This is a genomic window from Streptomyces sp. NPDC026301 (assembly GCF_055567935.1).
Map to the genome: position 1 here is coordinate 570,862 of NZ_JBVHPN010000002.1, position 11,107 is coordinate 581,968.

Consider the following 11,107-nt stretch of genomic DNA (forward strand, 5'->3'; position numbering starts at 1 on the left):
TGGTGCGCTGCGGCACCCGGGGGCGTCGGCTCAGGGCGTGCCCGTGATGCCGCCGTCGACGCGCAGCTCGATGCCGTTCACGTAGTCGGCGAAGGGGCTCGCGAGGTACAGCACCGCGCCCGCGATGTCCTCCGCGCGCCCCAGCCGGCCGACGGGGTTGGGCGCGTACCGGGCCGCACCCTCCGCCGCCGGCTCGCCGCGCTCCTCGAACATCCGGCGCATCGAGGGCGTTTCGATGACGCCCGGGCTCACACAGTTCGCCGTGATCCCCGTACCGGCGAGGTGCTGGGCCAGGCTCGTCGTCATGTTCACCACCGCGGCCTTGGCGGCTGAGTACTCGACCATGTTCGGCAGCGGCGTCCGCACCGCCCGGCTGCCGATGTTGATCACCCGGCCCCAGCCGTGCGCGCGGAGCGACGGCAGCAGCGCCTGCGTGAGCCGCGCCGCGGACAGGACATTCCCGTCGAAAGCGGTCCGCCAGTGCTCCTCCCGTACGCCGTCCCAGTCGTGCTCGGCGAACGGGCCCGCGTTGTTGACCAGGATGTGTACCCCGAAAACCCGCGCCGCGGCGGCCACCCGCTCCGCGCCGTCCGGCTCGACGAGGTCGCCGAGCACCACGTCGGCGCGGACGCCGTGCTCCGCGGCGCGGCGCGCGACCTCCTCGGCGGCTGCCGTGTTCCGCCCGTGCACCAGCACGTCACAGCCCTCGGCGGCCAGCAGCGCGGCGACCGCCGCGCCGATCCCGCCGCTGCTCCCGGTCACCAGCGCAGCCCGCCCGGCCAGTTGAAGATCCATGCCGGTCACCCTAGGGCCGCGTACCCGGGAAGGGGCGGGAGCCGGGGGCGTTGTCAGTGGTGCGTGGGAGAGTAAAGGCACACGAGATCGCGGACGGGCGAGGCCCGCCGATCGGGCGGGCCTGTAGCGGCCGCGGTCGCGTGCGACACGGGGGACGCACCACTGAAGGAGGCCGCATGAGCTGGCACAAGGAACCGCTGGTCGGCTTCGACCTGGAGACCACGGGCACCGACGTCGAGACCGACCGGGTCGTCACCGCGGCCGTCATCCGGCTCGACGCGGCGGGGCGGGCGGCCCCGGCGCTGAGCTGGGTGATCGACCCCGGCGTGCCGATACCGTCCGAAGCGGCGGCCATCCACGGCTTTTCGACCGACGTCGTGCGGCTGCGCGGCCGCCCGGCCGCCGAGGGCCTGGCGGAGATCACGGACGCGCTCGAAGCGGCGCTGCGCGCGGGGACACCGCTGGTGGTGATGAACGCCCGGTACGACCTCTCGCTGCTGGACCGCGAGTGCCGCCGGCACGGCATACCGCCGCTGTCCGACCGGCTCGGCACGGACCCGGCCCCGGTCGTCGACCCGCTCGTCCTCGACAAGCACCTCGACACGTACCGAAAGGGCAAGCGCACCCTCCAGGCACTGTGCGCGCACTACGGCGTGACGCTGGACGCGGCGCACGAAGCGGGGGCTGACGCCGTGGCCGCCGTCGAAGTGGCCCGCCGGATAGGTGCGAAGCATCCGGAGGTAGCGGGCCTGTCGCTGCCGGCCCTGCACGCCCTGCAGCGCAAGGCGGCCGCCGACCAGGCCGCCTCCTTCCAGCGCTACTTGCGCCGTACGGCCGACCCCTCGGCCCGTGTGGAGCCGGCCTGGCCGCTGATACCGCACGGATGAGGCGCGTATGGATGAGGCGCGTATGGATGAGGCGCGTATGGGGGAGCGGGCGTCAGCGGTGCGCCAGTACGTTGACCACCCGGCCGTTGGGGTCGCGGACGAAGAAGCGCCGCACGCCCCACTCCTCGTTCTGCAGGGGATGGACGATCTCGGCGCCGCTCTCCCGCATGGCGGCATAGGCCGCGTCCACGTCGTCCACCTCCACGCTCAGGTCGGGGACGACCGGGGCCGTCAGGTCATGTGTCATCAAGCTGACCTGGGAGGCCGGGCTGGACGGGGAGGCGAGCGTCGTGATCCATCCGAGGTCCATGACCTCCTCGAACCCCAGGAGTCCGTAGAAGTCTCGGCTTTCGCCCACCGTTTCGGACTGGACGTTGGGCACGACACGGCGAATGGCCATCGGTGTCTCCATCGGTGTCTCAAGTGAGAGGACGGAAAAACACCTTAGGGGCGCGGGGCGGGTCCGACCGGGACGAGAGTGAGATAGGCGATGCCGAGGAGGTCGCGGTAGCCGGAGAGCCAGGAGGCGCGGTGGGCGTCGGCCCGCTCACGGCTCTCCGGGGCGAGCGGGTGGTCGGGGTGGGCGGCGAGCCATTCCTCGACGTCGTAGCGGTAGCCCGACTCGAACGCCTCCCACTCGTCGCCGTTCGCCGTCTCCACCCAGGCCGGGCGGAAGCCCTCCTCGACGGCGAGGTCGACGAGTTCGGCCAGGCTCAGGTGGTCCTGGGCGGTGGCCCCGGGCCACATCCGGGCCAGCTCGGCCGCGGCCGGCGGGCGCTGCCAGAAGCCCTCGCCGTACAGCACGCGGCCGCCGGGGGCGACGAGCCGGCGTAGCTCGCGCAGTACGGTGCGGAAGTTGTGCGGCGACTCGGGGCCGCTCACGGCGTGGCCGGAGCCCAGGCAGAGCACGAGGTCGGCGGGGCCCCGCGTGGTCCCGTGCCCGGACTCCTCGGCGAACTCCACGCGCCCGGCGAGCCCGCGGGCCGCGGCGTTGGCCCGGCCCCTGGCCAGGTCGTCGGCGTTGAGGTCGATGCCGAGCCCGGTGGCGCCGGGCGCCGCGTCGAGCACCCGCAGCATGAACTCGCCCCAGCCGCAGCCGAGGTCGAGCACGGTGGCCGGCCGGGCGGCGGCGACCCGCCGGACCATCCGCTCCGCCCGCTCCTCGGACAGCGGCCCGTGGAAGGCGAGCTGCGACAGCCGCGGCGGCCCTGCCGTCTCCGCGGGCTGCGCCGCCTGCGCCGCTTCTGCTGTCTGCGCCGCCTGTTCCGCTTGTGCTGTTTGCGTCGCCTGTGCCTGCGTCGTGCGCGCAGTGGGTGTGGTGTCGCTGGTGTCGGGCATGGGCCGGGACGTTAGCCCGCGGGCGGGCGCGAGCGACACTGAATATTGGTGCTGCGCCTCAGAATATTGGTGCTGCGCCTCAGAACGGGTACCAGCGCACCGCCGCGTCCCTCTCCCGCAAGGAGGCGATCCGGCGGCGGAATTCCTTCAGGGCCGCGGGGTTGCCCGGGGCGTGCTGGGAGACCCAGGCGCAGCTGGCGGTCTCGCGGGAGCCGCGGAGCACGGCGCAGCCCTCCCAGTCCCGCACGTCCCAGCCGTAGGCCCGTACGAAGGTGTCGTACGCGTCGGCGCCCAGGCCGTACCGGTCGCGGCTGAGCGCCATGACCACCAGGTCGTGCTCGCGCAGGTCGCGCGAGAAGGTCTCCAGGTCGACCAGGACCGGGCCGTCCGGGCCCACATGGACGTTACGCGGCAGCGCGTCGCCGTGGATGGGGCCGCGCGGCAGGTGCGGCTCCAGGGCCGTGGCCGCGGCGGCGAAGGCGTCCCGGCGGCCGCGCAGATACTCCGCGTCCTCCCGCGACACCGCGTCCCCCGCCAGCCGCAGCCAGCGCTCCACGCCGCCCAGCAGCTCCCGCCGGGGCAGCGCGAACGGCGGCTCGGGCAGCGCGTGCACCCGCCGCAGCAGCTCGGCGAGGTCACCCGGCCCCGCAGGCCGTATCGCCTCGGGCAGTCGCTCCCAGAACGTCACGGGATGGCCGTCCACCAGCCGGGCCGCCGGTTCCGCCGCGCGCACCGCCGGTACGCCCGTCTCGGCCAGCCAGCCGGCCACCCGCAACTCCCGCTCGGCCCGCTCCAGCAGCTCGGCGCTGCGGCCGACCCGGATCACGGGGCCCGTGTCGCCGAGCGCGAAGACCGCGTTCTCGCCCAGTGCGAGCAGCTTCGCGTCCGCCGCGGCTTCCGGCCTTCCGGCCGCGGCCAGGACGTCCCGTGCGCGCGCCTCCGTGAAGGGCGTACCCGCCACGGAATCCGCTCCGCCACTCGCCTCGGTCATGGTGCTCCGCCTCCTGCAGCGTCTCGATCATCCACAGTCTCTCAGGAGGGTCTGACAACCGGTCCCCGCGGCCTTCCCGCATCCCGTTCTCGCGGTCGTACCTGTTGACGGCGCCCCCCGCTGTCACGACGATGACGACGGCTGTCCGCGCGTCTGGGCGCGCCCGGCCGTTCCGTATCGGATGTACCGGACGTTTCGGACCGAGCCGCGCCAAGGAGCCCCTGCCGTGACCCTCATGACCGCGGCGAAGCGGTCAGGCCCCCGGGCCGGTGCCGGACCGCGCCGCGACCACGGCGTGTGGTTCCTCGTGCTGCCCGCGCTGATACCGATCCTCGTGCTGAGCGTCGGCCCGCTTCTCTACGGTGTCGCGCTGGCTTTCACCGACGCGCAGTCCGGGCGTACCGAACCCACCCAGTGGGTGGGGCTGCTCAACTTCGCCGACCTGTTCCGGGACACGCTCTTCTGGGACTCCTTCCGCATCGGGCTGGTCTGGGCGCTGGGCGTCACCGTCCCGCAGTTCTTCCTGGCGCTCGGCCTCGCCCTGCTGCTCAACGAGAAGTTGCGGCTGCGCTGGCTGGCCCGGGCGCTGGCCATCGTGCCGTGGGCGATGCCCGAGGTCGTGGTCGGCATCATGTGGCGGCTCGTGTACCACCCGGACGCGGGCGTGCTCAACGAGACGCTGCGCGGCCTCGGGCTCGGCGACGGCCGCGACTGGCTGAGCGGCCTGGCGACCGCGCTGCCCGCCGTCATCGTCGTCGGCATCTGGTCGGGCCTGCCGCAGACCACCGTGCCGCTGCTGGCCGGCCTGCAGAACGTGCCGCGCGAGCTGCACGAGGCGGCGGCGATGGACGGGGCGGGCGCCTGGCGGCGGTTCCGTACGGTCACCTGGCCCGCGCTGCGCCCGGTGGCGCTGGCGATCAGTGCGCTGAATTTCATTTGGAATTTCAACTCCTTCGCGCTGGTCTTCGTGCTGACGGACGGCGGGCCGGGTGGGCGCACTCGGCTGCCGATGCTCTTCGCGTACGAGGAGGCGTTCCGGTACGGGCAGTTCGGTTACGCGGCGGCGATGGGGCTCGCGATGGTCGCCGTCGTCGCGATCCTGCTGGCCGGGTACCTCGCGGGCCGCCTGCGCGCCGGGGAGGACGAGCGATGACCACTCGCCGCAGGCGTACGGCCGCCACCCGCGCCGGCCAGTACCTCGCCCTCCTCTGTTACCTGCTCTTCCTGCTGCTGCCGTTCCTGTGGCTGGTGTCCACCGCCTTCAAACCCCCGCGCGAGCTCGGCAGCATCGACCCGACCTGGGTGCCGCACGATCCGACGCTCGCCAACTTCCGTGCCGCCTTCGACGAGCAGCCGCTGCTGCGCTCGGCTGCCAACAGCCTGCTCGCGGCGGCGGGGGCCGCGCTGCTGGCCGTCGTGGTGGCCACCCCGATGGCGTACGTGCTCGCGCGCTTCCGTACGCGGCTGGCGCGGGCCGCGACCGGGTGGGTGGTGGTCAGCCAGGCGTTCCCCCTGGTGCTGGTGATCATTCCGCTGTTCCTGCTGCTCAAGGCCGTGCACCTGGTGGACTCGCTGGGCGGGCTCACGCTGGTCTACGTGGTGTGGTCGCTGCCGTTCGCGCTGTGGATGCTCACCGGGTACGTACGGGCCGTGCCGGCCGAGTTGGAGGAGGCGGCGGCCGTGGACGGTGCGGGCCGGGTGCGCACGCTGGTCTCCGTGACCGCTCCGCTGCTCGTGCCCGGGATCGTCGCCACCGGGTTGTTCGCCTTCATCACCGCCTGGAACGAGTTCTTCTTCGCGCTCGTCCTGCTCAAGTCGCCGGAGAAACAGACGATGCCGGTCGTCCTCACGCACTTCCTCGGTGCGGAGGGCGCCGCCGACCTCGGCCCGCTCGCCGCCGCCGCGCTGCTCGCCACCGTGCCGAGCCTGCTCCTCTTCGCCGTCATCCAGCGCCGCATCACGGGCGGGATGCTGACCGGGGCGGTGAAGAGCTGATGCCCGAGCCCGCCGGCGCCCCGATGTCCGGGCCCGCCCGCGCGCCGATGCCCGAGCCCGTTCGCGCGCCGATGCGCCGTCGCACGTTCCTGGGCGCCGTCGCGTCCGTAGGCATCGCCACCGCCTGCTCCAGCGGTCCGAAGGCGTCCGGCCCCCGCCGCCCCCTGCGCTTCCAGTCGCTGGCCTGGCAGGCGGAGTCCGTACGGGCCAACAAGGCGCTGGTCGCCGAGTGGAACCGGCAGCACCCGCGCAGCCCCGTCGAGTACGTGCAGGGCGCCTGGCCCACCGTCCACGACCAGCTGCTGACCGCCTTCGAGGGCGGCGAGGCGCCCGACATCATCCACGACGCCTCCGACGACCTCGCCGACTTCGCGTACGGCGGCTACCTCGCCGACCTCACCGGACTGCTGCCGGACCGGCTCACCGCCGACATCCCGCGGCACAGCTGGCGGACCGGCACGTTCCAAGGGCGCGTCTACGGGGTGCCCTTCCTCCAGGAGCCGCGCGTCCTGATGGCCAACCGGAAGCTGCTGCGCGCCGCGTCCGGGGTGCGCGTGCCCACACCGGAGCGCCCCTGGAGCTGGGCCGAGTTCCGGGCAGCGGCCGAAAGGCTGACCCGGGAAGGCCGGGAAGGCCGGGACGGGCGCCAGTACGGCGTCGCCTGGCCCCTGAAGGAGCCGGTCTCCGCGACCCTGAACCTCGCCCTGTCGACCGGCGGCCGGCTCTTCCACCGCCGCGCCGACGGCCGCTCCGAGGTCCGCTTCGACGCGGCCGACCAGGTCGTGCCGCGGACCGTCCGCGACCAGGTGCACGCCGACGGCAGCGCGGCCCGCAGCACGCTCGGCATGGGCGGTTCGGACACGCTCCCCGGGTTCTTCGCCGGGCGGTACGCGATGGTGCCGCTCGGCTTCTCGTACCGGCAGCAGATCGTTCAACAAGCCCCCAAGGGCTTCGAGTGGACGGTGCTGCCGGCGCCCTCAGGGAGCGCGCACGCCCAGGGAGTGAGCCCGCAGACGCTCTCGATCGCCGCCGACTGCCCGCGCAAGGAGGAGGCGATGGCGTTCGTCGCCTTCCTGCTGCGCCCGGACAACATGGTGCGGCTGGCGCTCGGCGACTGGATGCTGCCCACGGGCACCGAGGCACTGCGCGATCACCGGCTCAAAGAAGCGAAGTACGGCTGGGCCACGGGGACGGCGCTGGCCGGCACGCTCCGGGCCGCGCCCGCGCAGTCCGTACGCGGTTATCCGGAGTGGAAGGACAAGATCGCCACGCCGGGGCTGCAGGAGTACTACAGCGGCGCGATCGGCTCGGAAGAGCTGCGCGGCCGGCTGGTGGACGACGGAAATCTCGTTCTCGCCCGTTATCAGCGCTGAGCGACGCACGGGTTTCGCAGGGTGATTATTTCCCCATGTTGCCGCAATGTGACGGGAGTTGAGGCAACCAGAGTCAACTCAAGCGCTCAATTTGACCGGGTGTGACGGTATTTGCATTTTTGTAAGGTTGTTGCCTATGTCACACCCGCGGGGGAGTCTTGAATTGGACGCGTCAATCAGTCAGGGTTTCGAGCCAGCCCGCCGCAGATTTTCTCGTGCGGCCGGGCCACAACGCAACGCTTTCCCCCCACACCACCAAACGAGGAGAACCCTCGCTATGGCTCACAAGCGTTCCAGCAAGAAGCGGCTGATCACCGGCATAACCGCCGTCGTCGCCGCGACCGGCATCGCGGCCGTCACCGCGGTCACCGCCGACGCCACCCCCGCAGAGGGCAAGATCTACGGCGCGAGCGCCAAGTCCGCCGTCAGCGGCAGCTACATCGTCATGCTCAAGGACCAGGCCCGCACGGCCGAGAACAAGGACCTCGCCGCGGAGTACGGCGGCAAGGTCAAGCGCAACTACAGCGCGGCCCTGGAGGGCTTCTCGGCCACCGGCCTGAACGAGACCGAGGCCAAGCGGCTCGCCGCCGACCCGGCCGTCGACAAGGTCGTCCAGAACAAGAAGTTCTCCATCGACGCCACCCAGGACAACCCGCCGTCGTGGGGTCTGGACCGCATCGACCAGGAGGACACCGCGGGCGACAGCAAGTACAACTACCCGGACAGCGCGGGTGAGGGCGTCACCGCGTACGTCATCGACACCGGCGTGCGCACCACGCACAAGGACTTCGAGGGCCGCGCGTCCTCCGGCTTCGACGCGGTCGACAACGACGACAGCGCCGACGACGGCAACGGCCACGGCACGCACGTCGCGGGGACCATCGCCGGTGCCGCGCACGGCGTCGCCAAGAAGGCCAAGATCGTGGCCGTCCGCGTGCTGGACGACCAGGGCTCCGGCACCACCGAGCAGGTCGTGGCCGGCATCGACTGGGTCACCAAGAACCACCAGGGTCCCTCGGTCGCCAACATGTCCCTCGGCGGCGGCGCCGACGAGGCGCTCGACGCGGCCGTCCAGAAGGCCATCGACTCCGGTGTCACCTTCGGCGTCGCGGCCGGCAACGAGTCCACCGACGCGGGCCAGGGCTCGCCGTCCCGCGTCAAGGACGCCATCACGGTGGCCGCCAGCGACAAGGACGACAAGCAGGCCGACTACTCCAACTTCGGCAGCATCGTCGACATCTATGCCCCCGGTACCGACATCACCTCGGACTGGAACGAGGGTGACGACGCCACCAACACCATCTCGGGCACCTCGATGGCCACCCCGCACGTCGTGGGCGCCGCCGCGGTCTACCTGGCAGGTCACCAGGACGCCAAGCCCGCTGACGTCACCAAGGCGCTGACCGACGGTGCCACCGCGGACAAGATCTCCAACCCGGGTGAGGGCACGCCGAACAAGCTGCTGAAGATCGTCGAGTAAGCCCTCGACACGTCGAGCGAGCAACCCTCGACACCCGCCCGGTATCGGAACGCCGGGCACAGCTGCCGGCCGTCGCGCTCGCCCCCACGGGGCGCGGCGGCCGGCGGCGTCGAGCGGGAAAGGCGGAGTGCGTAGCATGGCGGGTGTGGCGCACACGGTGGGTATCAAGGATGTCGCACGCCAGGCAGGCGTCTCCATCGGCACGGTCTCCAATGTGATCAACCGTCCCGACATGGTCGCGAAGGAGACCCGCGAGCGGGTGCAGGCGGCCATCACCGCGCTGGGCTACGTCCGCAGCGAGTCGGCGCGCCAGCTGCGCGCGGGCCGCAGCCGGATCATCGCGCTGCTCGTGCTCGACATGGGCAACCCCTTCTTCGTCGACGTCGCGGCGGGCGCGGAGCGCGCCGCGCGCAAGGAGGGGCTGGGCGTGATGCTCTGCAACAGCGCCCAGAGCCCGGCCGAGGAGGCGGAGTACCTCTCCCTCTTCGCCGAGCAGCAGGTGCGCGGCGTGCTGATCACGCCGGCCGACCTGACCGGCGGCACGCTCGCGCGCTTCCGGCCCCGCAACATCCCGCTCGTCTTCGTCGACCGCGTCCTCGGCAGCGCCGAGGGCTGTTCGGTCTCGGTGGACGACGTGGCCGGCGGCGCGCTGGCCGCCCGGCACCTCGTCGAACAGGGCCACGAGGGGCTGGTCTACGTCAGCGGGCCGATGTTCCTGACCCAGTGCCAGGACCGGCGTACCGGGGCACTCCAGGCGCTGCGCGAGAGCGGCCTGCCGGAGTCGGCGCTGCGGCACATCGAGGCGGAGCGGATGGACGTCGCGGCGGGCCGGGACGCGGGCGCCCGGCTGCTGGGCATGTCGCCCCGGCCGACCGCGGTCTTCTGCGCCAACGACCTGCTCGCGCTCGGCGTCTTCCAGGCGCTCTACAGCGCCGGCCTCGCGGTCCCCGACGACATCGCCCTGGTGGGGTACGACGACATCGAGTTCGCCGCGGCCGCCGCCGTGCCGCTCACCTCCGTACGGCAGCCCGCCCGGCTCATGGGCCGGACGGCGGCCGAGATGCTGATCGAGGAGACCGGCGACCGGGCTGCGGACCACGAACACCGGCAGGTCGTGCTCGCCCCGGAGCTGGTGGTCCGCGCCTCGACCCTGACGACCCGCTAGCGGACGGTGTCCGCGACCGGCACGCCGAAGTCCGGTGTGCCGTCCGCGTGCCAGCCCAGCCGCTGGACGCGGGTGTGCCGGTTGGGGTCGTTCAGCGGGTCGCCCGTGATGTCCTTGTACTGCCGGGCGTGGTAGACGAGGACGTCGGTGCGGCCGTCCTCGGCGACCGTGAAGGAGTTGTGCCCCGGGCCGTACTGGCCGGTGGTCTCGTTGCTGGTGAAGACCGGTACGGGCGACTTGGTCCAGGAGGCCGGGTCCAGCAGGTCGGCGCGCGCGTCCGCGGTGAGCAGCCCCATGCAGTAGTTGCTGTCGGTGGCGCTGGCGGAGTACGTCAGGAAGACCCGGCCGTTGCGCTGGAGCACCGAGGGGCCTTCGTTGACCTTGAAGCCGCGGGTCTCCCACTCCAGCGTGGGCGAGGAGAGCCGCACCGGCGGGCCGCCGAGCGTCCAGGGGTTGGCCAGCGGGGCGATGTAGACGTTGGAGTTGTTGACGATGCCCGGCTCCTGCTGGGCCCAGATCAGGTACCGCCGGCCGCGGTGGGTGAAGGTGGAGGAGTCCAGCGAGAAGGTGTCCCAGGCGGTGGCGATCTGCCCCTTTTCGACCCAGGTTCCCTGGAAGGGGTCCGGGTGGGAGTTCTCCAGGACGTACATCCGGATCTTCCAGATGTCGTCGGACCGGCCGGCCGCGAAGTAGACGTACCAGCGGCCGTCGATGTGGTGGATCTCCGGTGCCCAGATGTGGGCGGCCATCTCGCCGGTGGTGTGCTTGCGCCACAGCACGCTCTCGCGCGCGTCCGTCAGGCCGCGCAGCGTACGGGACCGGCGCAGCACGATGCGGTCGTACTCCGGGACGGTCGCGGTGAAGTAGTAGAAGCCGTCGGTGTGGCGGTGGATGTGCGGGTCGGCGTGCTGCCTGACCAGGGGGTTCGGGTAGGCCGCCGCGGGCCGGTGGCGGCCGGCGGACGCGGCGTGGGCGGCCGTGGCGGGCAGCCCGGCGGCCGCGGTCACGGCCAGCGTGCCCAGCAGCACGCCTCTGCGGCTCGGTTCGGTACGGGACATCCGGTGCTCCTTCATGGCGGGTGGG

11 protein-coding genes are annotated in these 11,107 nt (G+C 72.3%); 6 read left to right on the top strand and 5 right to left on the bottom strand.

The genetic code is table 11. The annotated features are described in order from the left end of the window. Positions 1-30 precede the first annotated feature (30 nt). Positions 31-795 carry an SDR family NAD(P)-dependent oxidoreductase gene (locus ACZ4MH_RS05655; protein WP_351598747.1) on the bottom strand — a complete coding sequence of 255 codons (765 nt, stop codon included), beginning with the start codon at positions 793-795 and terminating at the stop codon, positions 31-33. A gap of 176 nt (positions 796-971) precedes the next feature. Here ACZ4MH_RS05655 and ACZ4MH_RS05660 point away from each other — a divergent pair, with 176 nt between their 5' ends. Next, positions 972-1,682, top strand: a complete 711-nt coding sequence (locus ACZ4MH_RS05660; protein ID WP_351598749.1) for a 3'-5' exonuclease — start codon at positions 972-974, stop codon at positions 1,680-1,682. Between the two features lie 52 nt (positions 1,683-1,734). Here ACZ4MH_RS05660 and ACZ4MH_RS05665 read toward each other — a convergent pair whose 3' ends face one another. The 3 genes from ACZ4MH_RS05665 to ACZ4MH_RS05675 form a co-directional block, all read right to left on the bottom strand. Continuing rightward, the gene (locus ACZ4MH_RS05665; RefSeq protein ID WP_351598751.1) at positions 1,735-2,082 is read right to left on the bottom strand and encodes a VOC family protein; all 348 of its coding nucleotides are present in this window, start codon (positions 2,080-2,082) and stop codon (positions 1,735-1,737) included. 44 nt (positions 2,083-2,126) lie between these two features. Further along, positions 2,127-3,020: an SAM-dependent methyltransferase gene (locus tag ACZ4MH_RS05670; protein ID WP_351598753.1), complete on the bottom strand. Its 894-nt coding sequence runs from the start codon at positions 3,018-3,020 to the stop codon at positions 2,127-2,129. A 79-nt stretch (positions 3,021-3,099) separates the two neighbouring features. Beyond that, positions 3,100-4,011, bottom strand: a complete 912-nt coding sequence (locus ACZ4MH_RS05675) for an aminoglycoside phosphotransferase family protein (RefSeq protein WP_351598755.1) — start codon at positions 4,009-4,011, stop codon at positions 3,100-3,102. Between the two features lie 226 nt (positions 4,012-4,237). On the opposite strand from ACZ4MH_RS05675, the gene ACZ4MH_RS05680 reads away from it, so the two are divergent. From ACZ4MH_RS05680 to ACZ4MH_RS05700, 5 genes are all read left to right on the top strand, one after another. Beyond that, positions 4,238-5,164, top strand: coding sequence for a carbohydrate ABC transporter permease (locus tag ACZ4MH_RS05680; RefSeq protein ID WP_351598757.1), 927 nt, complete (start codon positions 4,238-4,240; stop codon positions 5,162-5,164). Beyond that, a complete protein-coding gene (locus ACZ4MH_RS05685) occupies positions 5,161-6,006 on the top strand; it encodes a carbohydrate ABC transporter permease (protein WP_351598759.1) in 846 nt (281 codons plus the stop codon). The genes ACZ4MH_RS05680 and ACZ4MH_RS05685 overlap by 4 nt, the downstream gene beginning before the upstream one ends. 71 nt (positions 6,007-6,077) lie before the next feature. Beyond that, positions 6,078-7,379 carry an ABC transporter substrate-binding protein gene (locus tag ACZ4MH_RS05690; protein ID WP_351598773.1) on the top strand — a complete coding sequence of 434 codons (1,302 nt, stop codon included), beginning with the start codon at positions 6,078-6,080 and terminating at the stop codon, positions 7,377-7,379. Positions 7,380-7,656: 277 nt separating this feature from the next. Further along, complete coding sequence (locus ACZ4MH_RS05695; RefSeq protein ID WP_351598761.1) at positions 7,657-8,859, top strand: S8 family peptidase; 1,203 nt, start codon at positions 7,657-7,659, stop codon at positions 8,857-8,859. Between the two features lie 145 nt (positions 8,860-9,004). Beyond that, on the top strand, positions 9,005-10,024 hold the full coding sequence (locus tag ACZ4MH_RS05700; protein ID WP_467754160.1) for a LacI family DNA-binding transcriptional regulator: 1,020 nt from the start codon (positions 9,005-9,007) through the stop codon (positions 10,022-10,024). On the opposite strand, the gene ACZ4MH_RS05705 is transcribed toward ACZ4MH_RS05700, so the two are convergent. Continuing rightward, a complete protein-coding gene (locus tag ACZ4MH_RS05705) occupies positions 10,021-11,082 on the bottom strand; it encodes a glycoside hydrolase family 43 protein (protein WP_351598765.1) in 1,062 nt (353 codons plus the stop codon). The two genes, ACZ4MH_RS05700 and ACZ4MH_RS05705, sit on opposite strands and share 4 nt — an antisense overlap. Positions 11,083-11,107 lie beyond the last annotated feature (25 nt).

What these genes read in the sequence shown, in the direction of transcription:
- ACZ4MH_RS05655 (WP_351598747.1), bottom strand. Translation starts at nt 795, where the DNA reads ATGGATCTTCAACTGGCCGGGCGGGCTGCGCTGGTGACCGGGAGCAGC.
- ACZ4MH_RS05660 (WP_351598749.1), top strand. Translation starts at nt 972, where the DNA reads ATGAGCTGGCACAAGGAACCGCTGGTCGGCTTCGACCTGGAGACCACG.
- ACZ4MH_RS05665 (WP_351598751.1), bottom strand. Translation starts at nt 2,082, where the DNA reads ATGGCCATTCGCCGTGTCGTGCCCAACGTCCAGTCCGAAACGGTGGGC.
- ACZ4MH_RS05670 (WP_351598753.1), bottom strand. Translation starts at nt 3,020, where the DNA reads ATGCCCGACACCAGCGACACCACACCCACTGCGCGCACGACGCAGGCA.
- ACZ4MH_RS05675 (WP_351598755.1), bottom strand. Translation starts at nt 4,011, where the DNA reads ATGACCGAGGCGAGTGGCGGAGCGGATTCCGTGGCGGGTACGCCCTTC.
- ACZ4MH_RS05685 (WP_351598759.1), top strand. Translation starts at nt 5,161, where the DNA reads ATGACCACTCGCCGCAGGCGTACGGCCGCCACCCGCGCCGGCCAGTAC.
- ACZ4MH_RS05690 (WP_351598773.1), top strand. Translation starts at nt 6,078, where the DNA reads ATGCGCCGTCGCACGTTCCTGGGCGCCGTCGCGTCCGTAGGCATCGCC.
- ACZ4MH_RS05695 (WP_351598761.1), top strand. Translation starts at nt 7,657, where the DNA reads ATGGCTCACAAGCGTTCCAGCAAGAAGCGGCTGATCACCGGCATAACC.
- ACZ4MH_RS05705 (WP_351598765.1), bottom strand. Translation starts at nt 11,082, where the DNA reads ATGTCCCGTACCGAACCGAGCCGCAGAGGCGTGCTGCTGGGCACGCTG.